Origin of the sequence: Pantoea sp. GM01 (assembly GCF_000282675.1) — a bacterium.
Taxonomy (GTDB): domain Bacteria; phylum Pseudomonadota; class Gammaproteobacteria; order Enterobacterales; family Enterobacteriaceae; genus Pantoea; species Pantoea nemavictus.
In genome coordinates, this window is sequence record NZ_AKIU01000086.1 from 1 (window position 1) to 26590 (window position 26590).

The following is a 26590-nucleotide window of genomic DNA, read 5'->3' on the forward strand; positions in this document are numbered from 1 at the left end:
GGCGGCGCCCGCCGCAGCGTAACCGTCCCACGCCGAAGGACCGGTCATCTCACCGGACAACACGTTGTTAATGAAGTCCTGCAACTCCACGTCATAGGCATCGATGAAACGCTTTTTCCAGTCGGTGAGAATGCGGGTAGAGAGCTTCGCTGCGCTGCGTGTTTGCACGGACATCGGCTCAGGAAGCCGCGCAATACCGCTTTCGCCCACCACTTCACACTGGATATCGTAGCCGTAAGCACAGTTGACGAAGATTTCAACGTCGATGCGCACACCTTTGGCGGTTTCCAGCAACACGATTTGTGGATCTTTCAGATGCGCAGAGGCTTTACGGGTTGTGCGTGGATAGATCACCTGCGCGCTGACATAATCGTCTTTTAGCAACCAGCGCAGCACATCGAGCTCATGAATCAGCGTATCGGTGATCGCCATGTCGGTAGTGTATAAATCGCCCACCTCGGGATTACGGTGCGCGCAGTGCAGCATCAACGGTTCGCCAATCTCGCCACTGTCAATTACCGCTTTCAGCGCGCGATAGCCGCTGTCGTACGGTCGCATAAAGCCAACCTGCACCAACTGCTTACCGGCTGCCATTTCGGCTTCAACAATGTTCATGCAACCTTGCGCGGTGACCGCCAGGGGTTTTTCACAGAACACCGCTTTACCCGCGTTGATCGCCGCGAGCACGAACTCTTCATGCGTCGGCCCCCACGAGGTAACCAGAATTGCCTGCACCTCGGGCGCGTTAATCAGGTCGTGTGCGTTGTCGTAGATCTCGGCCTGAATGGCCAGATCCTTGATGATCTGTTCGCAGTTAGCGCGGTTGATGTCATTCAGCGCCACCACGCGTGAATGCTGCAGCACCTGGCTACAACGACGAATGTGTTCGCGGCCGATCGCGCCCGTGCCAATTACACCAATATTGAGCGTCATGGAGTGTTCCTTAGGGGGATGTTAGTCGTTCAGGTAAGCAATGCTGGATTTAATTTGCTGAGCAATCTCTTCTTCGCTCCATGCCTCCATCACCGAAGAAAAAGGTTCAAAGGCATAAATACCGCGATAACCCCTCTCTTCCAGACGCTGCACCTGCTGTTTTGATTTCAGCAAGTCATCAGCGCTCAGCATGATGCGCTCTTCGTCGGTAAGCTGATGCGTTGGACGCGTGTCGGCCACACCCGACAAGTGCACCAGCCCGATGTTGCTCACCTCAATACCACCAGCGAAATCCTGCTCAGCGCCTTCATACAAGTGGTGATGAAAGGTATCCAGTACGATTTTGAACGGTGCACCAGCTTGCTTAATCAACTGTTGTGCCAGCGCGGCAGAACGCAGTGAGCTTTGTGGGAAACCGAGCGGCTCGACCAGACCCGCAATGCCATATTCGGCAAACAGCGGCGCAAGGGTTTTCAACGCGTCTATGGTTTGCTGCTGGGAAATAGCGGTGCCATCATTCAATGGACAAAGTACCAATGCTTTAGCACCGGTTGCTTGCGCATCTTTTAATAAGCCGCGCGTTTTTTCCAGTACCTCATCGGTTAATTGATTAAACGGATAAACTGCATTAATCGTTTCGATGGTGAAAGCATGTTGAGTCGCGAGATCACGCACTTCCTCAGCGGATAAATTATCGGTCACGCGGCCACTTTTCATATCATTGCGGATTTCAACTTTATTTAAACCCAGCTGTTCAACCAGCGAGAAAAAACGATCAATACTGAGGTTAGGGGCAATTTTACGATTAACGCACAGTCGGTCATGGCTTATTTTGTAGGTCATGGTGTGTTCTATCCTGAAATAATGATGTTGTTTTAATTTCTGTTTTGTTGTGACGCGACGACACCTAGCGATAGTAAGCTATCTTTTTATGCTGCTCTGCCAGAACGTTGATGGATTTACATCAGCGCAACATCATTTATACAACTCATGGAAATAGTGCTCGACCTGCTCCAGGCTGCGTCCCTTAGTTTCCGGAATCGTGCGCAGCACGAACATTGAACCGCCAATTCCAATCACGGCAAAGGTTAAGAACGCACCCGCCAGACCAAATGCCGCCAGCAGCAGCGGGAACGCCATCGATATGGCAAAGTTAGCCATCCACAGTGCAAACACTGCGCCGCCCATGCAGATACCACGCATGCGCGCGGGGAAAATCTCCGACAGCAGCAGCCAGGTGACCGGCGACAGCGCACCCTGCTGGAAGCACAGGAACATCAACATGCCCGCTAACACCAGATAAGCACGCAGCAGATTGACCTCACCCGCCTGATGATATTCCGGCATGAAGAAGCACACGGCAGCGATGAAGAACAGGCAAGCGGTGCAGCCCATCTGACCGACCAGTACCAGCGGGCGACGGCCAATTTTGCCGATCAGCCAGATACCCACCAGCGTCATCACGACAGAAATCACGCCGTTGGCGATAGTGGCAAACAGCGCTGCATCGTTGCTTAGACCGGTTGCCGTGAGCATGGTCGGTGCGTAATACATGATGGTATTGACGCCGGTGAGTTGCTGGATCGCGGCAATACCAATCCCCAGCAGGAACACTTTTCGCAGCCACGGCGTGCGCAGATCGCGCAGGCGGCCTTTACCCTGCTGCCGGTTCTCTTCGAGGGTCTCTTCAATCTCCTCCAGCTCCCAATCGACATCATCGGCCGCGCGCGTTTTCTCCAGTACTTTACGTGCCTCTGTGCTATTACCGCGCATCACATGCCAGCGCGGGCTTTCCGGCATGAAGATCATGCCAAACCACAGCAGTACCGCTGGCACGGTGGAAATGGCAATCATCCAGCGCCAGGTGTGTTCGCCGCCCCAGATTTCATTAAAGGTGGCGTTGGAAACGTAAGCCAACAGCTGGCCCGAGACGATCATCAGCTCCTGTAAGGTCACCAGCTGGCCACGTTTGTTTGCCGGTGCGATCTCTGCGATATACACCGGCACCGTAGCCGCTGCGCCGCCGACGGCGATACCGAGAAACAGGCGTGAAGCGATCATTGAGATGACATCGGGTGCGAAGGCCGAACCGATAGCGCCAAGCGCGAAGATAAAGGCCAGAGAGATGATGATCTTGCGGCGGCCCCATGCATCAGCAAAATGGCCAGCAAGCAGTGCACCAAAGGCGGCGCCAAATAGCAGTGAACTGGTGACTAATCCGGTGGTAAAAGGCGTGAGCTGTAGATCGTCACGCATAAACAGTAAAGCGCCCGATACTACGCCGGTATCGTAGCCAAACAGTAACCCACCCAGCGTCGCGACCAGCGCAATAATTTTAACAAAAGGTTCAGTTCGCGTGATGCTATTTGGGCCTGATGCCGTGTTGGTCGATATATAAAGTTCTCTTTCCATAATACCTCCTGGTAAAAAATGCTTAAGGAAATACGGCAGAACAAAACAGAACCTTTACGCTATCGATATTTATATTTCATGTTAATTTTTACTTGAAATATAATTTCCGAAATGTGAGTTCAAGCATTTTGCGATTTTTATTTTGATGGAATTACATCAGGTGGGAAGATGGTTATTTGAGCGGGTTTTGGATTGGCAATAAATAAAAAGGTCGCCATGAATGGCGACCCAACAGAACAACAGCGCGGTTATCATGGAATGCACGGATTGGCTTCGTAAGGTGCGCATTTATGCGCACCTGGAAACAAAACGCTTTAATTTAAAACATCCAGCGTACTCCCGCATTATAACGCCAGCCTTTGGCACCATTACCGTCAATCTCCTGGCGGTAATCCGCTTCCGCATACAGCGATACATCACTTTTCAGCGTTGCCGTGCCGCCAAGGCCAATATCCCACATCTGACCGAACTTGCCGCTGTTAAAGCTCACGCTGTCTGGCGCACCTCTGGCACCGGCGCGTGTGGTCGCCGATCCGCCCCAACCGCGCGTATAGCTGGTACGCAAATAGGGCGTATATTGCTGATCGGCCTGATCCTGCCAGGTGCGATCGAGACGCGCACCCACGCGGCCAATGGTTTGATCGTAATTGCCCCAGCTCACGCGGGTGTTATCGCGATCGACCACATCATCCATGTTCAGCTGCAAATACATCAGCTGCGCCTGCGGCTCGAGGCGGATGCCGTTGGCAAACTGCCATGGATAACCGCTTTCCAGCGAGGCGCCCCATCCATTACCTTTAAGCTTGCCGACCTCTTTTTGCCGGGCAATGTCGGTGTCGCCGCGATGCCAGTCAAACGACAGCGCGCCATCAAGATACAAACCGCTGTCGCGCAGCCAGGTGGCATACAGCGACAAGGTGTCGTTATCAAAGCTGGTCGAGCTGTAGCCATCGACTGCATCGGGGCGGATACGCGCATTACCGCGCGTGTAAGCCACACCCGCTCGCAAGCTGTCGTTGGCGCCCTGCAGATGCAGCAGATTGCCGCCGAGCTGAACCGCGCTGTAATCAAGGTCAAAGTCATAGCCGTATTGGCTAACATCGCGATTAGTTTTGTACTTCAGGTTTGAACCGAGATAACGGATAAACATCTCACCGCTGGCGTCACTTCTATCTGAACGCAGCTCGCCAAGACGCTTATGCAGATCGTCCATGACCGCCATGTTGTAATATGCCAATCCGACCGGCGCAGAGATATACGCGGGCATCTGCGGCGTCACCTGCGGCCGCACCACGCTACCTGCCGCATCCGTAATAAAATTGTTTGCCAGGCGATAATTCCATGCGGCCGCGTTTTGTGTTCCGTACAGCCCATATTGCCACGGACCGCTTGCCACATAACCGTTGCTCAGCGCAAAACTACTGGCGCTGGCCGTGCCGCTCACCTGCGCCAGTGAGATGCCTTGGTCCGGCGAGAGGATTGCCGCACTGCCTGCCACTGGCGTGACATCAAGCAAAGTGGTGCCACGGGTATTGCCGTTCACGCGCAGGGTGTCGCTGGTTCATTTTCAGGTTGCTATATATAGTTGTATGCATAATTAATAATGCACATTTCGAGGCGCTGTGTAGTCGATATTAATTAGAAGTCTCAAATAACAGGGTTTTGAAAACACACGCTGCATTAGGCCGCAACGACATCTATCCGCAATCACTTTCGCACCTCATTTTGTCTCTTACGATCTGTGATCATATTCGCAACATCCTGGCAAACACCCTTGTATGGTAGTAGAGCATTTATAGCGCAGGGATTTACCCCATGGCATCGACAACCATTACGCAAACGCCAGTCACCGAGAAAGATAACACTTCACTGATTAATCGCGTCGCCAGTGCATCCGCAATTGGTACTGCAGCCGAATACTATGATTTCTTTGCTTACGGCACGGCGGCCGTGCTGTTTTTCGGCCACCTTTTCTTTCCGAGCCACGATCCACTCATCAGCACCCTTGCCGCGTTTGCCACCTATGCGGTCGGGTTTCTCGCTCGCCCGATTGGCGGCATCGTTTTTGGCCATATCGGCGATAAAGTAGGACGGAAAAAAGCGCTGGTCGCGACCATTCTGATTGTCGGACTCGGAACGTTTTGCATCGGCTTACTGCCGACCTACGAAAAGATCGGTATCTGGGCGCCGGTGCTGCTGATTTTGATTCGTCTGTTGCAGGGCTTTGGCGTGGGGGGTGAACAAGCTGGTGCCTATTGATGACGGCGGAGTATGCGCAGCCCGCCCGTCGCGGCTTCTTCGCCAGCTGGGTGCAAATTGGCGCTCCGGTTGGTTTTCTACTGCCGCTGGCGCTCTTCGCGATCCTCAACGCGACGCTGTCGTCGGACCAAATGATGGATTGGGGCTGGCGCGTGCCGTTTCTGTTGAGTGCGTTGCTGGTCATTGTCGGTTTGTTCATCCGCCTGCGCATTGATGAGTCACCGGTATTTGCCGCCATCCGGGAAACCAAAGCCGCGGAGTCGCGTCCTTTAAAAGAGGTGATTCGTGGCAATCCGCGTTTGGTGATCAATGGCGTGGCGGCCAAACTGATTGAAGCCTGTGCGTTTGCTTTGTTTACCGTGATTATTCTGGCATGGGGCAAAGCCAATAACCTGGATTCCGGCATTCTGATGAACAGCATGATTGTGGCGGTCATTCTTGAAGTCTTTGCCATTCCACTGATGGGCGCACTGTCAGACAGAATTGGCCGTAAGCCGGTGTATATGATGGGTGCGCTGCTGATCGTCATCGCCATTGTGCCGTTCTTCCTCGCCCTGCAGCAAAACAGCTATTGGTTGACGCAGATCGCCATGATCATCGCGCTGACGCTGGGCCACAGCATGTGTTACGCGCCGCAAGCATCCTGGTTCCCGGAGCTCTTCCCCACTCACATTCGCTGCAGCGGCATCGCAGTGATCTGGCAAGTCGGTTCATTAATTGGCAGCGGCGTGCTGGGATTAGTGGCGGTTAAAATTCTGCAAATGACCGAGGGGCATTGGTATGGTTTAGCGCTGTATGTCGCGGTGTTGGGGGTTATTTCGGTCATTGGTTTACTGCGGTTGCCCGAAACTGCGCCAGGTCGCCGCAACGGCGAATATCATCAGTGGCAACAGCATTGATATCCTGACAGAGCGGCGACTTGCCGCTCTGCAATTTTTGTTTATGCATTTTTCGCAGAAGCATTGCCGGTTTAGGGATTTGTAAAAGTTCGCCGATGCAATATCCTTTATTTTCAACATTTTCCTGTACCTCTCGCCTAATCGGATCGCTATCTCCATGCGCAATATGCTGTCGCGTTGTCTTTCCCTGAATGACTTCGAAAAGTACGCCCAACGTCATTTGCCGCATCCGCTCTTCGCCTATGTTTCGGGCGGCGTCGAAGACAATATTGCGCTGCGCAATACGCTCGCATCCTACGCACGTTACAGCCTGATTCCGGAAAATATGGTGGATGTGTCGCAGCGCAACATCCACGTTGATCTATTTGGCCATCGCTACGCCGCACCGGTGGGTATAGCGCCGATGGGCATTTCTGCCTTAACCGGTTTTGATGGGGACATTACGCTGGCACGCTGCGCAAAGGAGAAAAATGTGCCGTTTATTATGAGTGGCTCCTCGCTTACGCGGCTGGAAGATGTGGCGCAGGTCAATCCCAACATGTGGTTTCAGGCCTATCTACCGAAAACGCTGGAAGAGATTGATGCCCTGATCGATCGGGTAAAACGCGCAGACATTCCGGTGCTGGTCATCACCGTGGATACGCCCGTCAAAGCCAACCGCGAAAATAACGTGCGCGCCGGTTTCGCTACACCGTTCCGTCCCAGCCTGCGGCTGGCGTGGGAAGGCATCACGCATCCACGCTGGTTAACCGGCACCTTGCTAAAGACGGTGTTAAAAAGCGGCATGCCCTATTTCGAGAACAATAGCGCGCAGCGTGGCGCACCGCTTTTTTCGAAAAACGCGGTGCGGGATTTCAGCGGCCGAAGCCATTTAACCTGGCAGCATATTGAACACATTCGCGCCCGCTGGCCGGGTGCCATGGTGATCAAAGGTATTCTCAGTCGTACCGATGCGCTGCGCTGTAAAGCTATCGGCATCGATGGGATTGTGGTCTCCAATCATGGCGGGCGCCAGCTCGATACCGTGATTCCGCCACTCTACGTTTTGCCGGAGATTGTTGAGGCCGTCGGGGATATGACGGTGTTGTTTGATAGCGGCATTCGGCGCGGTACCGATGCGATAAAAGCCATCGCGCTGGGCGCGCAAGCCTGCTTTGTTGGACGGCCCTTTAATTATGCCTGCGCCGTGGGCGGCGCGGCGGGGGTAAACCTGGCGATTGACTTGATTACCAGCGAGATCAGTCGCGATTTAGGCATGCTGGGCGCGGCTGCGTTGGCGGATTTAGGGGAAAAGCATCTGCGGGTTACGGGCTGAATCCTACCCCACTATGAAATGGGCTTAGCTTCGTTTCGGTGACGACACCAGCAGCAACCCCAGCACGATCAGCATTACGCCCGCAAAGCTGCTCCAGCGGAAGTTTTCACCGAATGTCGGTAATGAAATCGCGGCCAGCCAAACCAGCACATAGCTCAAGCTCAGTAATGGATAGAGTCGATTCAGCGGCAGATGACGCAGCGCCAGCATCCAGCACAGCATCGACAGCGCATAGGCGCCGAGGCCGATGGCGAGTAACAGCAGCGGTTTCAGGTGATGCATCTGCAATATCTCCCTAAACGGCGGGAGATCGAGCATCGCCAGGCGCAGAACCAACTGCGCCAACGACACCAGTAACACGCTGCACAGCGCCAGCGTCAGCCCTTTCATAGATGACTTCCCATTAGCGCCACGCCGGCGACAATCGCCAGGGTACCGATCCACTGCTGCACGCTATAGGTTTCCCGCCATATCAGCCGCGCGGCTACAGCCACTAACACAAAATTAAGGCTCAGCATCGGATAAGCAACGCTGACCGGCACAACGCGCAGCACCATCAACCACAACAACATTGCCGCGCCGAGTAGCAGTATGCTCAGGGCGATCCACATCAGCAGGCGTTTTTTACCGCGTTGCTGGCCCAAATGTGCCGCCTGCTTTTGGCAAAGCTGGGCGGCGCAACTCAGCACGCTTACTAATAAAATCAGCAGTAGATTCATGGTTTCGCATCGTAGCCGTAATAAACCAGCCGCCCCTGACGATAGACGTCATCGGGTTGCGGTAAGTTTTTGTCCGGCGTGCTGTCACTCGAACTCATCATCAACACCAACGAAACCCGCCCCTGACGACGATGCACGCGTAGCCAGTCGGCAAAGTCATCTGCATCAATATAATGCGACTGCGCATCCGGATAGCTCAGGCCATATTGCAACTCACCTTTCGCATCATAGAAATTGATATCGCTGCGCTGCAGCTCCCACGCAACCGCCGATGCCACGCCAGGATTATTTGCCAGCAGATAACGGCTGGATGCCAGTTGGTCGTGCACCGCACTGACAAAGCTCTGCGGCTGTTTTGAGTCGCGCACCTTGTGTGGGATAGCAAAACCAACCAGCAGCGCCAGCGCCAGCGGACAGAGCGCGGCTAACTGCCAGCGGCCCTGCTGCGGTTTGCGGCTCAGCCAGCCCATCACGCCCCATGCGATAAAGATGAGCGCCGCACAGATCACCCCGTTAACTTCATCGCTGCTGTAAACCGGCCGATGTGCCACGCCCCAGGGCGCCAGCACCACCAATAACACCAGTGTGGTAAGCGCGCCGAACAGCAGGTTAATCCACCCATTCAGTCTGAGCGCTTTCATCACCTGCGCCGATCCGCTGTGCGCATAGTGCGCCATTAACAGCGCCAGCGGGGCGAAGCACGGCAGAATATAGGTTGGCAGTTTGCCCCTGGCGATACTGAAAAACAGCAGTGGCAGCAGCACCCAGCTCAGCAGATACACCGTTCCGGCATGCTGACTGCGCTGGCGCCACGCCCCCATCAGCGATCCTGGCAGCAGCGCCAGCCACGGCAGACATCCCGCCAGCAGCACCGGAAGGTAGTACCAGAATGGTGCCTTGTGCTGCGCATCCGCCTCGGCGAAACGCTGAATATGCTCAACCCAGAAGAAGTAGTGCCAGAAATCGCCTTCTTGCTGATTGATTGCCAGCGCCCACGGCGAGCTGAGCAGCGCGGCAACCACGATAGTCAGCGGCCCCCAGCGTAACAGCTCAGTAAAACGACGCTGCCAAATGGCCCAGGGGAGAATTGCCAGCACCGGCACCGCCAGCGCGAGAAAACCTTTGGTCATGAAACCCATGGCGCAGGCGGCGCCGAGCAGCACATAACCCCATAAGCGCTGCTGCGTGTTCTGCGCCTGGGCGGCCAGCCAAAAACTGCACATCGCCGCTACCAGCCACAGCAGCAGGATCGGGTCAAGCACCGCATAAGTTCCCACGCCGTAAACTAATAGCGATGTCAGGAAAATAACGCTGCCGCTCAGTGCGATTTGGCGACGGGCAAACATCTGCATACCCAGCCAGTAGATCAGTAGCGCACTTAACGTGGTGCTAAAAATCGCGCCGGCGCGTACGCCAAAGTTACTGTGTCCGAACAGCAGTTGGCCGAGATTATTCAACCAATAACCGGCAATCGGCTTCTCGAAATAGCGTAAATCAAAGAAGTGCGGTACCACCCAATTACCGCTGAACAACATTTCGCGGCTGATTTCGGCATAGCGAGTTTCATCCGGCTGCCATAAGGCGCGGAATTGTATCGGGATCAGGTAATACAGCGCAAAGAGTGCCAAGAGCAGCGCAGTTTTGGTGCCTGTTCGCATCCGTGAGTCCTGTTGAAAATTAACGTTGGCAGCCTAGCCAGCCTTCGCGTCCGGGAATATGTCCGCGCACGATGGAGCCCTGTGGCAGCGTAGTGAGATCATCGGGTAACAGCGCGCTCAGCGGACAAAAACAGATCTCCTGCTGCGCCGCACGTCGTAGCAGATCGCCGAACGCCTCAAGGCCAACAATGCCTTCCACTTCGGCATGAATGGTGTAAACCGGTGAGCCGCTCGCGGCATGAATTTGCTCAAGGATGTAGTCATTAAATCCTTCGGCGCTAACTGACTGGCCGACCACTTCATCCCATGTGGGTAACGTCACTGGAATCTGTACCGTGCCCGTGCTGCCATCACTGAGCATGGGCAAGAAGGGTCCGCTGCCGCGGCAGTCGCTGTTATAACGAAAACCAAAGCGCTGTTTAGCGTCTACCACGCGGCCATCTGCCCGCCAGCCCGCCACCGCAGAGCAGGTGACATTGTCACTAATTATCGCCTCCAGCGCCTGTTTACCACGGGCTATCTGCTCTTCCAGCTTATCTGCTGGCCAGACACCCGCCCAGGTTTGCCAGGCAAAGTGATCCCAGGCGTGCAACCCCACTTCATGGTGGTCGGCAGTGGCGCTGATAATCTCCTCCAGGCCGCGACCAATTTCACGTCCCGGCCAGGCGGTGCCGGCCAGCAAAATATCCCAGCCGTAGAGCGATGCTGCGCGGGAACGCAGCATTTTCCACAAGAAGCGCGGTTTCATCAGACGCCACAAGTGGCGTCCCATGTTGTCAGGTCCTACGCTGAAGAAAAAACTGGCCTGTAGCTGATGCAGACTGAATTGCTCCAGCAGAGCCGGCACGCCAAGTTGGGTGCCGCGCCAGGTATCCACATCAACGCGTAAACCGACTCTCTTCATGGCTTCTCCTGCAGCTCAACGGTGCGCAGGAAGAAGTCCAGCGTGTTATCGATGGTGGTGTCCATTTCGACCGTCGGCGTCCAGTCGATCAGGCGGCGCGCATTCTTGATTGACGGCTTGCGGTGTTCCACGTCCTGATAACCCTTGCCGTAATAGCTGCTGCTTTCCACTTCGCGGAAGCCGGCAAACGGCGGGAAGTTGCTGCGCAGTGGATGACGCTCAAAGCTGGCCAGCAATCGCTCAGCCAACTCTTTGATGCTGGCTTCATTTTCCGGGTTACCGATATTCACGATTTGGCCATCGCAATTGTTGTGCTGGTTTTCGATGATGCGGAACAGCGCTTCAATGCCATCGCTGATATCGGTAAAACAGCGTTTTTGCGCGCCACCATCGATTAGCTTGATCGGCGAACCTTCCACCAGATTGAGAATCAACTGGGTAATGGCGCGGGAGCTGCCGATACGCGCGGCGTTAAGGTTATCCAGACGCGGTCCCATCCAGTTAAACGGACGGAACAGCGTGAAGCGTAATCCCTCTTTTTCGCCGTAGGCCCAAATCACCCGATCCAGCAGTTGCTTGGAGACCGAGTAGATCCAGCGCTGTTTATTGATCGGCCCCACCACCAGGTTGGAGTGATCCTCATCGAAATGCTGATCGGTGCACATGCCGTACACTTCGGACGTTGAAGGGAAAATAATGCGCTTTTTATACTTCACGCAGTCACGAATGATTTTAAGGTTCTCTTCAAAATCGAGTTCGAATACGCGCAGCGGATTACGGGTGTACTCAATCGGTGTCGCAATCGCCACCAGTGGCAGCACCACATCACACTTCTTGATGTGATACTCAATCCACTCCGAATGAATACTGATGTCGCCTTCAACAAAGTGGAAGCGCGGCTGCTCAAGGAAGCGGCTGATGGCATCAGAACCAATATCTAAACCGTAAACGTCGAAGTTATCATCCTGCAGCAAACGTTCGGTCAAATGGTTACCGATAAAGCCATTCACGCCGAGGATCAGCACACGCGTGCGGCGTTTCACTGCAGCCACCGGCTGGGAATAGAGCAACGCGCCCTTCACCATGCCGAGGCTCTGTGCCAGCTGGCTGCCATTCATATACACACCGTTGTCACTTTGACCGGTGACCACTTCCAGCGCCCCTTCACCACAGGCAATAATGAAGGGTTCGACGGATAGCACGGTGCCGGGTTTGGCGTGCTGCTCCGTGCTGTGCACGCGCCCTTTCCACACCACAAATTTCACCGTACCGGCGAACGCGAACGCGCCGGGCCAGGGATCGGTTACCGCACGCACCAGATTATTAATAGATTGAGCCGACTGCTCCCACTTGATGCGCCCATCATCCGGCGTACGGCGTCCCACCATCGTCGCCTGACTGTGATCCTGCGGCGTTGTCACGATATCGCCGTATTGCAACGCGGGCAGTGCGCTCTCCAGCAACTGCGTGGCGCAGGCCACCAGTTTGCGATGCAAGGTTAACGCATTGTCCTGTTCGTCGATGGCGACGTGCTGTTGCGCCACGATGTCGCCCGCATCAGCACGTTTCACCATGCGATGAAGCGTAACACCGGTTTCTTTTTCACCGTTCACCAGCACCCAGTTGAGCGGCGCACGCCCACGATATTTTGGCAACAGCGAGCCGTGCAGATTAAACGCCCCCACGCGGGCGCAATTGAGAATGTTGTCGCTCAGCAGCTTGCGATAATAGAAGGAGAAGATGAAATCCGGCGTCATCGATTTGATGCGATCGACCCACAGCGGGTGATCCGCATCTTCCGGCGCATACACCGCAATGCCATGTTCCGCAGCCAGCCGCGCCACCGAAGGAAAAGCGTGGCTCTCTGGCGAGGTGTCAGCGTGAGTGAAGATAGCGCTGATTTCATAACCCGCGTTCAACAACGCAGTAATGCCAGTGCAGCCCATTTCGGCGTAGGCGAAGACGATTGTTTTCATTGCTTAATTTCCTGTACTGAGGCGGTGTCTTGCTGTGGGTGAATAACACGTTGAATGAAGTAGCGCGGACGCGCGCGAACATCGTTGTAAATACGTCCAATGTATTCACCGAGTAAGCCCATACCGATAAACTGCGCGCCGACAAAAATGAACAGCACGGCGAACAGCAGGAATACGCCGTCGCCAGACCAGGCGGCGCCGAGGAACAGGCGCAGCACGATCAACACTAGCGAGAAGGCGAAACCGGTTAAGGCGATTAAGCTGCCAACGATGCTTAACAAACGCAGTGGCGTGGTGGTCAGGCAGGTCACCAGGTCGTACATCAGGTTGATCAGCCGCATAAAGCTGTATTTGGAATCACCAAACTCACGCTCAGCGTGCGCAACGGGCAACTCAATGGTGCGTCGCGCGAAGGTGTTGGCGAGGATCGGGATAAAGGTGCTGCGCTCATGGCAGTTCAGCATCGCATCAACAATATGGCGGCGATAGGCGCGCAGCATGCAGCCGTAATCGCCCATCGCTTTGCCGGTGACGCGCTGAATAAGCTGGTTGATGGTGCGCGATGCACGGCGACGGAACCAGCTATCCTGACGGTTCTGCCGCACCGTGCCGACCACGTCATAACCCTGCAGCGCGGCATGCACCAGATGCGGGATCTCCTCCGGCGGGTTTTGCAGATCGGCATCCAGCGTAATGATCACATCGCCACTGACGTTGCTGAAACCGGCCATAATCGCCGAGTGTTGACCGTAATTACGATTTAGCAACACGCCGACCACGTGGCTGCCGGGCATATCCGCCGCATCGGCGATCATCTCGCCGGAGCGATCGCTGCTGCCGTCATCTACCAGCAGGATTTCATAATCGAGCCCCAATCCCGCGCAGGCCGCGTCGGTGCGACGCAGCAGTTCCGGCAGGCTCTCCTGCTCGTTAAAGACTGGGATCACCACGGATACTTTACGAATCGCTTTCTCTTCCAGCATGTCAAACTCCAGCAATCTGACGTAACGCGTTAACCACGCGAGCGACGTCCTCGTCGCGCATATCAGGGAACAACGGTATTGAGCAGATGCGATCGCTGTTCCATTCGGTATTCGGCAGCGACAGCTGCGGATAGCGCTCGCGGTAATATTTGTGCGTGTGCGCCGCGCGGAAATGCAGCCCGGTGCCGATATCCTGGGCTTTTAATGCTTCCATCAGCGCATCACGGCTGATGCCGCACTGCGCTTCATCGACGCGAATGATGAACAGGTGCCAGGCGTGCTGATGTGGCCAGCCAGGCTGCGCCAGCGGCATAAATGGCGTATCCGCCAACTCGGAAAGATAGCGCTGTGCGATGGCGGCACGGCGTTGGTTAATAGCGGGTAACTTCTTCAATTGAACCAGCGCAATGGCGGCGCTGATATCCGGCAGATTGTATTTAAAGCCAGGCATGATCACTTCCGCCTGTGGTTTGCGCCCGTGCGTATGTCGGTCGTAAGCATCCACGCCTAAGCCGTGGAACTTCAGGCTGCGCATCCGATCGGCCAATGCCGCATCATCCGTCACAATTAAGCCACCTTCGGCGCAGGTCATATTTTTAATAGCGTGGAACGAGAAGATGGCGGTGCCCTGATGACCGACGTGCTGCCCCTGGTAGTAACAACCCGCCGCGTGGGCTGCATCTTCAATTACCGCGATACCGTGACGCGCGCCAATGGCACGAATGGCGTCCATATCGGCCGGCGCACCGGCGTAATGCACCGGAATAATGGCGCGAGTACGCGGGGTGATGGCCGCTTCGATCTGCTCCGGCGTTACCATTAAGGTGTCACGATCGATATCTATCATCACCGGTGTGGCACCCAGCAGCGTGATGATATTGAGCGTGGAGACCCAGGTCAGTGAAGGCGTAATCACTTCATCGCCCGGCTGAATGGCCAGCGCCAGCAGCGCAACGTGCATGCCGGCGGTCGCGGAGCTGAGGGCAATCGCGTGTTGATTGCCGGTCAGCTGGCAAAAGGCCTGTTCCAGTTCTGCGTTTTTCGGACCGGTGGTAATCCAACCTGATTCAAATACCGCTTGGACCGCTGCTAACTCTTCCTCGCCAAGCGAAGGGCGTGAAAAGGGTAAAAAATTCATAGCATTACCTTGGATTTAAGTGTTTTTACGACCATGCAATCCAAAATACGCCGGTAAACTTAACGCAACATTAAATGGGTCAGGTGCTCAATGGCCTTTTTCTGACACGTTGAAGATTGGTAGAGGAAAAGTCGCATTTGCTCATTATTGAGCATGAACCAGCACTGTTCTTAAGGTTATCCTAAGGTTTTAACCCTATACTGAGTCAGGTTATGTCTTATAACGACTGGAGGAGATTGCGATGAGTAACGCGACAGACAGACTTTCTCAGGCTGCACTGCGCCGCCACCATATTGGCGTTAAGACCAAAGGGTTACGTTATCGCGGCGATCTCTATGTGTTTCGCTTTAATGCCGATCACTATGATGTTTTTCTAAATAACGACCGCATCATGTCGCTTGCCACCAGTAACGTGCAGGAAGCCATTCAGCTGTTTAAACAGCAGTCTTAAAGATTTTGAACCAGCTGATTCTCGAGCCCGCTCTGCAATTCTGATGTAAGCCGCTGCAACCTCCCTTTTCCTCTCGCACTCCTGCTCGCTACGGCGTAACGTCTCGGCACCAATGAGCTGGATGGTGCGGAGTAGCGGCAATGGAATGGGAATATGGGTTAATTGGCAGTTTGCTGGGGTTGTCGGTTGGCAGCTTTCTCAATGTGGTGATCTATCGTTTGCCGCGGCAATTGCTGCAACCGGGCTTAGCGCTCAGTTTGTTCTACCCACCTTCTCATTGTCCAAATTGTGCTACCCCCTTGCGCTGGCGCGACAATATTCCGCTGTTGAGCTGGCTGCTGCTGCGCGGAAAATGTCGGTATTGCCGTGGCGAAATTAGCGGGCGTTATCCACAGGTCGAGTTGTTAACGGCACTTTTAACGCTGCTGTTTATCTGGCTTTTACCTTTCACTCTGCACTTGATGGCCGCGTTGCTATTGCTGTGGGCGCTAATAGTCCTCGCCCTGATCGACTTCGAACATTTGCTGTTGCCCGACGTGATTACGCTGCCTTTACTTTGGGCCGGTCTGTTGTTTAAAACCCTCGGCTGGCTGCCAGGTTCGTTACACGAAGCCGTATTAGGTGCCATCGCCGGATACGCCGTTTTATGGCTCTTAGCCGCCGTATATCAACAAATTAGAGGCATTGAAGCGCTCGGAATGGGTGATGCAAAACTGCTGGCAGCGATGGGCGCCTGGCTAGGCTGGCCACTTTTACCCTCCGTGCTGTTATTCGCTTCGGCTGGCGCTATTTTATGTGTTTTGATTGCCAGAATGGCCTGGCGGCGCGAGCTCAATCACGCTATCGCCTTTGGTCCATGGATCGCCTTAGCGGCTATAAGTCACTTTATTCATTCGGTTATTTTTTAACCACCCCATTAGCGGTGCGAAATTAAGCGGCCAATTTCTGGCCAACGCCCTGATTCATATATGGAAAGAGTAAACAAATCTAAACAAAATTAATCATTGTGATGTAGGTCAAAAGGCTCTATATTGGCCGCGTTTTTTCACAGCTGTTACTTTTTTGTTCAATTAGTCAATTGGCGAGCCATACGAGCCCCGGTTGAAGGAGAGATATGATGACGGATAAAGTCCGTATTGATAGTTTTGGTGCCAATGCATTCAACGGAAACAACGACGCATTCTTAGCCCGTCAGGCTGAGTTTGAATCTAACGTTAGGAGTTACCCGCGCAAATTGCCTTTAGCGATCGCTAAAGCCCATGGCGTGTGGATCACAGATGTTGAGAATAAACAATATCTTGACTGTCTGGCTGGCGCAGGGACGCTGGCACTGGGTCATAACCATCCTGATGTTCTTCAGAGCATACAAAATGTCATTACCAGCGGCTTGCCGTTACATACTCTTGATCTGACTACGCCTCTTAAAGATCAGTTCTCTGAATCTCTGCTCTCGCTGCTGCCTGGCCAGGGTAAGGATTATTGCCTGCAGTTCACCGGTCCTTCCGGTGCCGATGCCGTTGAAGCCGCGCTGAAACTGGCGAAGAAAGCCACCGGCCGTAGCGGTGTGATCAGCTTCTCTGGCGGCTACCACGGTATGACGCACGGCGCGCTGTCCGTCACCGGTAACCTGGCGCCTAAAGAGGCGGTTGATGGCATGATGCCAGAAGTCCAGTTCATGCCTTACCCGCACCAGTATCGCTGCCCGCTGGGCATCGGTGGTGAAGCCGGCGTTAAAGCGCTGACTTACTACTTCGATAACCTGATCAACGACGTGGAAAGCGGCGTGCGCAAGCCTGCGGCAGTTATCCTTGAAGCCGTTCAGGGCGAAGGCGGCGTGAACCCAGCGCCAGCTGAGTGGCTGCAACGTATCCGTAAAGTGACTCAGGAACACGGCATTCTGCTGATTCTTGACGAAGTTCAAGCTGGCTTTGCCCGTACCGGTAAATTCTTCGCCTTCGAACACGCGGGTATCGAACCCGACATCATTGTGATGTCTAAAGCGGTCGGCGGCGGTCTGCCACTGGCGGTGCTGGGCATCAAAAAGCAGTTTGACGTTTGGTCTCCAGGTCACCACACCGGCACCTTCCGTGGTAACCAGCTGGCGATGGCCACCGGCCTGACCACGCTGAAAATCCTGAAAGAGCAGGATATCGCGGGCAAAGTTGCGGCGCAGGGTGAATGGCTGAAAGCGCAGTTGACCGCGATGCAGAAACGCTTCCCGGTGATTGGTCACGTTCGCGGTCTCGGCATGATGATCGGTATTGAGATCGTTAAACCGAACGAAGCGGCAGACCACATGGGCAGCTTCCCGGCAGACGGCGAACTCTCTGCGCTGCTGCAGAAGAAGTGCTTCGAAGCAGGTCTGATTCTGGAGCGCGGTGGCCGTCATGGCGCAGTGTTGCGTCTGCTGCCTTCACTGCTGATCACCAACGATGAGCTGGCGATTTTCCTGGATAAATTTGAGCAGGCGCTGATTGGCGCTGGCGTCAAACCTGTTTGATTGGAAGAGTAAATGTCTGAAGTAAACCCGATTCTGGCCGCCTCTGCATCGAGCATTGAGGCTTACCAGCAGGCGATTGCCCAAAGCAGCGCCGCGGTTGTGCAGTGGCTGCAACAGCCTGAGATGTATCAAGGCAAAACGGTTGCCGAACTGCGCGAGCGTATCACGCTCGACTTCAATCCAAACGGCCTGGGTAACCAGGCCGCGATTGAACGCGCGATTGAATATTTCCTGAAAGATAGCCTTTCAGTGCATCACCCACAGTGTGTGGCGCATCTGCACTGCCCTAGCCTGGTGGTAAGCCAGGCGGCTGAAGTGCTGATTAACGCCACCAATCAGAGTATGGATTCGTGGGATCAGAGCCCTTCTGCCACCATTATTGAGATCAAACTGATCGAATGGTTGCGTGCTCAGGTTGGTTATCCGGCTGGCGATGCGGGTGTCTTCACCAGCGGCGGCACACAGAGCAATCTGATGGGCCTGATGCTGGCGCGTGATGCGTTCTATCAGCGTCAGGGGCACTCGGTGCAACAGCACGGCATTACTGGCGATCTGCGTAAGATCAAAGTGCTGTGCTCGGAAAATGCGCACTTCTCCGTACAGAAGAACATGGCATTGCTCGGCCACGGCTATCAGTCTGTGGTGCAGGTGAAGTCCGATCAGTTTGCCCGTATGGATGTGTTAGACCTGAAAGCCAAACTGGCTCAGGCCGACGCTAACGGCGAACAGATCCTGGCTATCGTCGCAACCGCCGGTACCACCGATGCAGGTGCTATCGATCCGCTGCGTGAAATTGCCGGTATCGCTGCAGAACACAATATCTGGGTACACGTTGATGCAGCCTGGGGCGGTGCACTGCTGCTGTCCGAGAAGTATCGCGACTATCTTGACGGCCTGGAACTGGTGGATTCTGTCACGCTGGACTTCCACAAACAGTATTTCCAGACCATCAGCTGCGGTGCCTTCCTGCTGAAGGATGAGCGTCACTACGAGCTGATGCGCTACCAGGCGGCTTACCTGAACTCTGAGTTTGACGAAGAGGCTGGCGTACCGAATCTGGTATCCAAGTCACTGCAGACCACGCGTCGTTTCGATGCGCTGAAACTGTGGATGGGCCTGGAAGCGCTGGGGCAGAAACAGTATGCCGCGATCATCGATCACGGTGTTACCCTGGCACAGGAAGTGGCGAAGTTTGTCACCTCTGAACCGCGTCTGGAGCTGGTGATGCAGCCACAGTTGGCCAGCGTACTGTTCCGCTACCGTCCAGAGCAACTGACTGATACCGCGCAGATTGCGCTGTTCAACCAGCGTATCGGCGATGCGCTGCTGGATTCAGGCCGTGCCAACGTCGGCGTGACTGAGAATCAGGGCGTAACTTGCCTGAAGTTGACGCTGCTGAATCCAACCGTGACGCTCGAGGATGTTAAAGTCCTGCTGGCGCTGGTTGAAAAAACGGCAAATCAGCTGCTGAACGCGTAATAACCTGTGATGCGAAAAAGCCGATAACTGGCAACGGTTATCGGCTTTTTTATTGGCCTTTAGTCGTGGTCGTCGCGACTCTTGTTTGCTGATTAATCTACAGACGTCTGAGCATTAAGCTCGCGCACATAATCAAGAAATGCTTGCAGCGGCGCGGGGATTAGGCGACGCCCGTTGTAGTAGAGCCATAGGCCGGAAAAGCTTTGCCACCATTGCGGCAAAATCGGCTGCAGGCTGCCATCGTTGAGCGCCGGTTTGATCCAATCTTCAAACAGATACACTACGCCGCAACCGGCAATCGCCGCTTCCACCGTCAAATCCATTGCTGCGCCAATGCTACAAATGAGCGGCCCCTGCGGCTGCAGGCGCACGGTTTCCTCGCCGTAGGTAAATTCCCACTCGCCCACCACGCCCGTCGCATAGCGCCCGTACAAACAGCGATGCTGCATCAGTTCGCGCGGATGCTGCGGCGTACCAAACTGCGCCAGATAGCCGGGCGATGCCGCCGCGGCGAAACGCTGGGTGCGAGGTCCAATCGGTAGCGCCACCATATCCTGCTCCAGATGATCGTCGTAACGAATCCCTGCATCGCAGCTATCGCGGAACACATCCTGCACGTTACTTTCTGCCACCACTTCCAGCTGGATATCCGGATAACGCTGCAGAAAGCCCGGCACAATCGCCGGTAACACGATGCGCGCCGCGCTCACCGGTACGTTCAGACGCAAAGTGCCGCCCGGCGTATCGCGGAAATTATTTAGCGCATCCAGTGCGGCATCCACTTCATTCATTGCGGGCAGTAAGCGCGACATCAGCGCCCTGCCGGCTTCGGTTAACGCTACCGTACGCGTGGTGCGATTGAACAACCGCACGCCGAGCTGTTCTTCAGCGCGCCGTACCGCATCACTCAAGCGCGACGGGTTACTGCCGGTCATCCGTGCCGCTTCACGAAATCCACCTGCTTTTGCTACTGCTACGACTGCGTGAAGCAGTGCGATATCCAGCGCCATTGTCCGTCACTCCGTACACTGTGTCCCGATTTGCACGGATAGTTGCACAGCGACTGGGCGATTACAATCTCTCTACACACTGACCAAGGAGCTTTCCATGTCTCATCCCGCATTGACTTATACACTTGGCGATCGCCAGGTTGCACGACTCGGTTACGGTGCCATGCAGTTGGCTGGCCCCGGCGTATTTGGTCCGCCGAAAGATGAAGCACGCGCTTTACAGGTGCTGCGCGATGCTATCGCCGCTGGCGTCAATCACATCGACACCAGTGACTTTTATGGCCCGCACATAACCAATCAGCTGATTAAAACAGCGTTGCACCCTTACGCTGACGATCTGGTGATCGTCACCAAAGTGGGCGCGCGGCGCGATGAGAAAGGCGGCTGGCTGCCGGCCTTTACGCCGGAAGCGCTGACGCAGGCGGTGGAAGATAACCTGCGTAATCTCGGACTTGAGGTAATGGACGTGGTAAATCTGCGTTCGATGCTGGACGTGTATGCACCAAAAGAAGGTTCGCTGGAGCCGCAGGTTGAAGCGATGATCAAGCTGAAAGAGCGCGGTTTGATTCGTCATATCGGGCTCAGCAACGTTACCGCCAAACAAGTAGCCGATGCGCAGGCGATGACGCCGATTGCCTGCGTGCAGAACCTCTACAATCTGGCCAATCGCCAGGATGAAGCGCTAATCGATCAGCTGGCAGCACAAGGAATTGCTTACGTGCCGTTCTTCCCGCTGGGCGGTTTTTCACCGCTGCAGTCGGATCGGCTAACCGAAGTGGCGAACGAGTTGAACGTTACGCCGTTACAAGTCGCGCTAGCGTGGCTGCTGCAACGTTCACCGAACATTCTGCTGATTCCCGGCACCTCATCGCCAGAGCATTTGAAGCAGAATCTAGCGAGTCGCGAAGTGACGCTGTCTCCAGAAGTGTTTGAGCGTTTAGACAGCATCGGAAAGGCATAAAGCACCTATCGTAGCGGCGCAATTTATTGCGCGATTTCTGGATGAGCAACGTGCCGCCATTAAAACGCGCGATAAATCGCGCCGCTACAGTGTGTATCATCGTCTAAACGATTCCTGCGTCTACCAGACAACCTTTAAGCACACCAAATGCATCCTGGCACTGCCGTTCGTCGACACAGGCAAATCCCAGCAGCAAGCCGCGCCGGTCCTGCGGATGCATATAGTATTGCGACAGTGGACGCACCTTTACGCCACGCCGCAGCGCCAGCGCGGCCACCGCCACATCGTCGCAGCCCGCCGGTAAATTCATCACCAGATGCAAACCCGCTTCATGATTCACCAGCGGTAAAAACGCCGCACCGAGATAGCGTTCAATCAGGCCGATCATAAATCGTCGACGCTGGCTGTAGAGCTTACGCATGCGGCGGATGTGCGCCACGTAATGCCCTTTCTGGATGAACTCGGCCAACGCGCGCTGCACCAACAGATGGCCGCCGCGATAGAGTTCCGCCGCCGCCACGCGCAACGGTTGTGCCAGCGCTTTCGGCACCACCAGATAACCTAATCGCAGTGCCGGATAGAGCGTTTTGCTGAAGGTGCCCATGTAAATCACAGGCGCATCCGGTTCAAACCCTTGCAGTGATGGGAACGGCTGGCCGGAGAAACGAAACTCACTGTCGTAATCATCTTCCACCAGCCAGCTTTTGTGTTTGCGCGCCAAATCCAGCAACTGCTTACGGCGCTCAAGGCTAAGATGCACGCCAAGGGGATATTGATGTGACGGTGTCACGAAAATCATCTTAGGTGCCCGACTGCGCGGGGGTAAATCCGGGATCAAGCCCTGCTCATCAACTGAAATGGCATTAATTTTTAGTCCATTAATACGCAGCAAATTTCGCGTTCCCCAATAGCCGGGCTCCTCAATCCACACCTGATCGCCGGGATCGCATAGTACGCGCGACACGAGATCCACGGCCTGATGAATGCCTTCAGTAATGATGATTTGATCGGCATCGGCACGCACCGAACGCGCCACGCTAAGGTACTCCGCCAATGCCTGGCGTAAATGCGGACAGCCGCCGTTGCTGCTGTAGATCAGCCGCTCAATATCCGGTTCACGGTTCAGGCGCGCCTGAATTTGGCTGAAAAGTTTATGTGGAAACTGCGTGACATCGGGCGCACCCGGAACGAATGCTCCCCATTGATACGGCGACGCATTGGCATGGCCGAGCAAAGAGGCACCGCGTTTAGAAATTGCCGCCGGTTTGTTGGTTAGTGGCGCCATGGCCGCGTCATTGCGCGGCGTGTTCAGCGAGCCTTCCGGCAGGTTTTCTGCAATCCAGGTGCCGCTGCCGGTGCGCGCCGTGACGTAGCCCTGCGCCATCAAATTCTCATACACGTTCAACACGGTGTTGCGTGACACCGACAGCTCACGCGCCAAATCGCGGGTGGCGGGTAATCGCGTGGCGCGCGGAAATATCCCTTCAGCGATAGCGATTTGCATGCAAGCCAGCAAACGCTGCTGCAACGTCCCTTCCTGCATAAACTGCATGCGCTCTAATACATGATCGGCGTACAAACTTCGCAATTGGCTCCCCTCTTTTCTCTAAAAGTGGCTCTGGCATCATAACGCAGCCCGGGCATAAATAAGCGTGTTTGTCGTGATTTGTAAAGACGCGTATCGCTAAGGAAAGGTTATGGAAGGTAAAAACAGCCAGTTGCAACAACGCAAAGATGACGCCCTGCCACGCGGCACCGGTAATCTTTGTCAGTGGTATGTAGAACACGCCGAAAACGCGACGCTGCGCGACGGTGAAGGCAATAGCTGGATCGATTTCGCCGGCGGTATTGCGGTGCTGAATACCGGCCACCGCCATCCACGCATCGTGCAGGCGATTGCCGAACAGTTAGAGAAATTTACCCATACGGCGTTCCAGGTCACGCCGTATGAGAGCTATGTGGCGCTGGCTGAACGCCTTAACCGCGTGGTGCCCATTGCGGGCAAAGCCAAAACCGCCTTCTTCTCCACCGGCGCCGAAGCGGTCGAAAATGCGGTGAAAGTGGCGCGTGCAGCCACGCGTCGCCACGGCATCATCACTTTCGGTAATTCATTCCACGGGCGCACCTTTATGACCATGGCGATGACCGGCAAAGTGGCACCCTACAAACGCGATTTTGGCCCGATGCCTGCTTCGGTATGGCACGCACGCTATCCCAACAGCGTTACCGGCATCAGCGTGGAGGATGCGCTGACCAGCCTGCAGGATATCTTCACTCAGGACATCGCACCGCAGGATGTTGCCGCCATCGTGCTCGAGCCGATTCAGGGTGAAGGCGGATTCCACGTCGCCCCGCCTGAGTTCTTCAACCGCCTGCGCACATTGGCCGATGAACACGGCATTCTGCTGATTGCCGATGAAGTGCAATCCGGATTTGCCCGCACCGGTAAGCTGTTCGCCATGGAACATTATGCGGTGAAAGCGGATCTGATCACGATGGCGAAAAGTCTCGCGGGCGGTATGCCGCTCTCAGCGGTAAGCGGTCGCGCCGAGATTATGGATGCGCCGGGTCCCGGTGGTCTCGGCGGCACCTACGCCGGCAACCCGCTAGCCATTGCCTCAGCACACGCGGTGCTCGACGTGATTGCCGATGAGAAGCTGTGTGAGCGTTCTCAACAACTCGGCGCACAGCTGACCGATTTCCTGCACGGCATACGTAGCCAGTCCGCAGCGATCACCGATATTCGTGGTCTTGGCTCGATGATTGCGGTGGAGTTCGCCTCAGCGCAAACCGCACAGACTATTCAGCAACAGGCGATGGCGCAGGGGCTGCTGCTGCTCACCTGCGGCCCACAGGGCAATGTCATCCGCTTCCTCTATCCGCTCACCATCCCTGATGCGCAATTCAGCCAGGCGCTGGAGATTCTCAGCAGCGTGCTGAGTCAGCATTTCGATTCTTAGGCTGTTGCCACTCTTCCCGGCCCGCGCTGCGGGCTGGGCTTCTCACCTGTTGTAACCTGGTGGCGACCGCTGCTGCCTGAGAGACGCTTTGGAGAAATATTGATGAGTTCACAGAATGCCGATGTTTTGGCGCAGGGCCTGAAGCCACGCCACGTGCGGATGTTATCGATTGGTGGCGTTATCGGCGCCGGACTGTTTGTCGGTTCGGGTCATGCCATCGCTGAGGCCGGTCCCGCCGTGCTGCTGGCCTACCTTGCCGCCGGTGCGCTGGTCGTGCTGATTATGCGTATGCTGGCGGAGATGGCGGTGGCCTCACCGGATTCCGGCTCCTTCTCCACTTACGCCGACAAATCGCTGGGGCGTTGGGCCGGTTTTACCATCGGCTGGCTCTACTGGTGGTTTTGGGTGCTGGTAATTCCGCTGGAAGCCAACGCGGCGGGCACCATTCTGCATTCGTGGTTTCCACAGGTTGCGGTATGGGAATACACGCTGGCGATCACCACGTTTCTCACCATCAGCAACCTGTTCAGCGTCAAAAATTATGGCGAGTTCGAGTTTTGGTTTGCCCTGCTGAAAGTCGTGGCGATTGTCGCTTTCCTCTGCGCGGGCAGCCTGGCGGTATTCGGTTTAATGCCTGGCAGCAGCACGCAAGGCATTTCGCATCTGTATGATACGCTTGGCTTTATGCCAAACGGCATCAGCGCGGTATTGGCGGCGATTCTCACCACTATGTTCTCGTTTATGGGCACGGAGATCGTCACCATTGCCGCAGCGGAATCGCGCGAGCCGAAGAAGCAGATTACTCAGGCAACCAACTCGGTGATCTGGCGTATTGCGCTGTTCTATTTGCTGTCGATTTTCATTGTGGTAGCGCTGGTGCCGTGGAACACGCCATCACTGATGAAAGCCGGTTCTTACCAGACGGCGATGCAGATGATGAACGTGCCTTACGCCAAACAGATCGTTGATGTGGTGGTGTTGATTGCGGTGTGTAGCTGTCTCAATTCGGCGCTGTATACCGCGTCGCGCATGATCTACTCGCTGTCACGCCGTCAGGATGCACCCGCCATGGCGTCACGTACCACGCGCAGCGGCACGCCGTGGGTGGCGGTGCTGCTTTCCACGGCAGCGGCCTTCCTTGCGGTGATCGCTAACTATCTGGCGCCCAGCGCGGTGTTTGAATTCCTGCTGGCCAGTTCCGGTGCCATCGCTTTGCTGGTGTATCTGGTGATCGCCGCCTCGCATCTGGTGCTGCGCAAAAAGCGCGAAGCGCGCGGCGAAACGCTCAGCTATCGCATGTGGCTGTTCCCTGGCCTGACGTGGGCGACGATGGTATTCATCGTCGGCGTGTTGATTGCCATGCTGTTTAATCAGCAACATCGACCAGAGATTATTGCTACCGGCCTGCTCACGCTGGCGGTGGTAGCCGCCAGCCGCATTGTGCAGCGCAAACGCGTAGCGCGTAAAAGTGAGGAGATGGTGGCGTTGCGCTCATAAGCGCTGAATTCCGGGCAAGGATGCCGCGGAACTTAATCGTACTGCACGTCGATACTGATCGACTCTTCCAGCACATTAAGGTTAATGGCGCATTTTCGCCACACCGGCAAGCCGTTGGTCATGTTGTTATCAATGAAGTACTGCTGAAAGTCTTTCAGCGCTAACGAAAGATCGCCAATCGCCCGCGCATCCGGTTCAAACCAATCCGGCTCACCGTTTTCATCGATGTAATCGAATTGAAATTGCCCGCCATCATCGTCCGCAAACAGTTCGGCCTGAACGATCAATTCCCGCGCACCTTGTGGGCCACAGCTAAAGATGATCTGGCCGATACGGCGATAAAGGTCTTCGTATTGCATAGGTCTTGAGTTCCTCGAATTAATTAGCTGCGCGCAATAAATTGCGCCGCTACAACGTCATTGCACCTAGCTGTAGCGGCGCGATTCATCGCGCAATGTATTACATCGCATTGATGAGGTGCGATTATATTGACTTTAGTTCGCATGATAAGAGAATGAGGCTCTTCGAACAGAAAG

22 protein-coding genes and 1 pseudogene are annotated in these 26590 nt (G+C 55.2%); 9 read left to right on the top strand and 14 right to left on the bottom strand.

From position 1 onward, the window contains the following. The 4 genes from PMI17_RS21970 to PMI17_RS21985 form a co-directional block, all read right to left on the bottom strand. Positions 1-933 (bottom strand): Gfo/Idh/MocA family protein (locus PMI17_RS21970; protein ID WP_007892972.1); only part of this gene is annotated, 933 nt, incomplete at its 3' end. Between the two features lie 21 nt (positions 934-954). Then, entirely contained in the window at positions 955-1776 is an 822-nt protein-coding gene (locus PMI17_RS21975; RefSeq protein ID WP_007892974.1) for a TIM barrel protein, read from the bottom strand. A gap of 132 nt (positions 1777-1908) precedes the next feature. Continuing rightward, positions 1909-3345, bottom strand: a complete 1437-nt coding sequence (locus PMI17_RS21980; protein WP_007892976.1) for a sugar porter family MFS transporter — start codon at positions 3343-3345, stop codon at positions 1909-1911. A 319-nt stretch (positions 3346-3664) separates the two neighbouring features. Continuing rightward, positions 3665-4894: an autotransporter outer membrane beta-barrel domain-containing protein gene (locus tag PMI17_RS21985; RefSeq protein ID WP_081496542.1), complete on the bottom strand. Its 1230-nt coding sequence runs from the start codon at positions 4892-4894 to the stop codon at positions 3665-3667. Between the two features lie 266 nt (positions 4895-5160). Here PMI17_RS21985 and PMI17_RS21990 point away from each other — a divergent pair. Both PMI17_RS21990 and PMI17_RS21995 read left to right on the top strand, forming a co-directional pair. After that, positions 5161-6503: pseudogene (locus tag PMI17_RS21990) on the top strand (MFS transporter). A gap of 157 nt (positions 6504-6660) precedes the next feature. Continuing rightward, entirely contained in the window at positions 6661-7818 is a 1158-nt protein-coding gene (locus PMI17_RS21995; RefSeq protein WP_007892982.1) for an alpha-hydroxy acid oxidase, read from the top strand. Positions 7819-7842: 24 nt separating this feature from the next. Here the strand turns inward: PMI17_RS21995 and arnF are convergent, their stop codons facing one another. Genes arnF through arnB form a run of 7 tightly spaced genes read right to left on the bottom strand, consistent with a single transcriptional unit; the run spans position 7843 to position 15196 of the window. Continuing rightward, entirely contained in the window at positions 7843-8208 is a 366-nt protein-coding gene (gene arnF, locus PMI17_RS22000; RefSeq protein WP_007892983.1) for a 4-amino-4-deoxy-L-arabinose-phosphoundecaprenol flippase subunit ArnF, read from the bottom strand. Beyond that, on the bottom strand, positions 8205-8537 hold the full coding sequence (gene arnE / locus PMI17_RS22005) for a 4-amino-4-deoxy-L-arabinose-phosphoundecaprenol flippase subunit ArnE (RefSeq protein ID WP_007892984.1): 333 nt from the start codon (positions 8535-8537) through the stop codon (positions 8205-8207). The genes arnF and arnE overlap by 4 nt, the downstream gene beginning before the upstream one ends. Further along, the gene (gene arnT, locus PMI17_RS22010; protein WP_007892985.1) at positions 8534-10195 is read right to left on the bottom strand and encodes a lipid IV(A) 4-amino-4-deoxy-L-arabinosyltransferase; all 1662 of its coding nucleotides are present in this window, start codon (positions 10193-10195) and stop codon (positions 8534-8536) included. Before arnT ends, arnE begins: the two co-directional genes overlap by 4 nt. 19 nt (positions 10196-10214) lie before the next feature. Continuing rightward, complete coding sequence (gene arnD / locus PMI17_RS22015) at positions 10215-11099, bottom strand: 4-deoxy-4-formamido-L-arabinose-phosphoundecaprenol deformylase (RefSeq protein ID WP_007892986.1); 885 nt, start codon at positions 11097-11099, stop codon at positions 10215-10217. After that, entirely contained in the window at positions 11096-13075 is a 1980-nt protein-coding gene (arnA, locus tag PMI17_RS22020) for a bifunctional UDP-4-amino-4-deoxy-L-arabinose formyltransferase/UDP-glucuronic acid oxidase ArnA (protein ID WP_007892987.1), read from the bottom strand. Before arnA ends, arnD begins: the two co-directional genes overlap by 4 nt. Beyond that, the gene (gene arnC, locus PMI17_RS22025; RefSeq protein WP_007892988.1) at positions 13072-14058 is read right to left on the bottom strand and encodes an undecaprenyl-phosphate 4-deoxy-4-formamido-L-arabinose transferase; all 987 of its coding nucleotides are present in this window, start codon (positions 14056-14058) and stop codon (positions 13072-13074) included. Before arnC ends, arnA begins: the two co-directional genes overlap by 4 nt. 1 nt (position 14059) lies before the next feature. Continuing rightward, complete coding sequence (gene arnB, locus PMI17_RS22030) at positions 14060-15196, bottom strand: UDP-4-amino-4-deoxy-L-arabinose aminotransferase (RefSeq protein ID WP_007892989.1); 1137 nt, start codon at positions 15194-15196, stop codon at positions 14060-14062. Positions 15197-15437: 241 nt separating this feature from the next. On the opposite strand from arnB, the gene PMI17_RS22035 reads away from it, so the two are divergent. The 4 genes from PMI17_RS22035 (at position 15438) to PMI17_RS22050 (ending at position 19626) form a co-directional block, all read left to right on the top strand. Continuing rightward, the gene (locus tag PMI17_RS22035) at positions 15438-15647 is read left to right on the top strand and encodes a hypothetical protein (protein ID WP_007892990.1); all 210 of its coding nucleotides are present in this window, start codon (positions 15438-15440) and stop codon (positions 15645-15647) included. Positions 15648-15787: 140 nt separating this feature from the next. After that, positions 15788-16555, top strand: coding sequence for an A24 family peptidase (locus PMI17_RS22040; RefSeq protein ID WP_007892991.1), 768 nt, complete (start codon positions 15788-15790; stop codon positions 16553-16555). 206 nt (positions 16556-16761) lie between these two features. Then, the gene (locus PMI17_RS22045) at positions 16762-18147 is read left to right on the top strand and encodes a diaminobutyrate--2-oxoglutarate transaminase (protein ID WP_036622040.1); all 1386 of its coding nucleotides are present in this window, start codon (positions 16762-16764) and stop codon (positions 18145-18147) included. Between the two features lie 12 nt (positions 18148-18159). Continuing rightward, entirely contained in the window at positions 18160-19626 is a 1467-nt protein-coding gene (locus PMI17_RS22050; protein ID WP_007892993.1) for an aspartate aminotransferase family protein, read from the top strand. A 92-nt stretch (positions 19627-19718) separates the two neighbouring features. On the opposite strand, the gene PMI17_RS22055 is transcribed toward PMI17_RS22050, so the two are convergent. After that, the gene (locus tag PMI17_RS22055; protein ID WP_007892994.1) at positions 19719-20636 is read right to left on the bottom strand and encodes a LysR family transcriptional regulator; all 918 of its coding nucleotides are present in this window, start codon (positions 20634-20636) and stop codon (positions 19719-19721) included. A gap of 97 nt (positions 20637-20733) precedes the next feature. Between PMI17_RS22055 and PMI17_RS22060 the strand changes: the two genes are divergently transcribed. Further along, positions 20734-21597, top strand: a complete 864-nt coding sequence (locus PMI17_RS22060) for an aldo/keto reductase family oxidoreductase (protein WP_007892995.1) — start codon at positions 20734-20736, stop codon at positions 21595-21597. Between the two features lie 103 nt (positions 21598-21700). Here the strand turns inward: PMI17_RS22060 and PMI17_RS22065 are convergent, their stop codons facing one another. Continuing rightward, a complete protein-coding gene (locus PMI17_RS22065) occupies positions 21701-23185 on the bottom strand; it encodes a PLP-dependent aminotransferase family protein (protein ID WP_007892996.1) in 1485 nt (494 codons plus the stop codon). 109 nt (positions 23186-23294) lie between these two features. Between PMI17_RS22065 and gabT the strand changes: the two genes are divergently transcribed. Together gabT and gabP are read left to right on the top strand one after the other, a co-directional pair. After that, positions 23295-24557 carry a 4-aminobutyrate--2-oxoglutarate transaminase gene (gabT, locus tag PMI17_RS22070; protein ID WP_007892997.1) on the top strand — a complete coding sequence of 421 codons (1263 nt, stop codon included), beginning with the start codon at positions 23295-23297 and terminating at the stop codon, positions 24555-24557. A gap of 102 nt (positions 24558-24659) precedes the next feature. Continuing rightward, the gene (gene gabP / locus PMI17_RS22075) at positions 24660-26054 is read left to right on the top strand and encodes a GABA permease (protein WP_007892998.1); all 1395 of its coding nucleotides are present in this window, start codon (positions 24660-24662) and stop codon (positions 26052-26054) included. 32 nt (positions 26055-26086) lie between these two features. Here the strand turns inward: gabP and PMI17_RS22080 are convergent, their stop codons facing one another. Continuing rightward, entirely contained in the window at positions 26087-26413 is a 327-nt protein-coding gene (locus PMI17_RS22080; RefSeq protein WP_007892999.1) for a hypothetical protein, read from the bottom strand. Positions 26414-26590 lie beyond the last annotated feature (177 nt).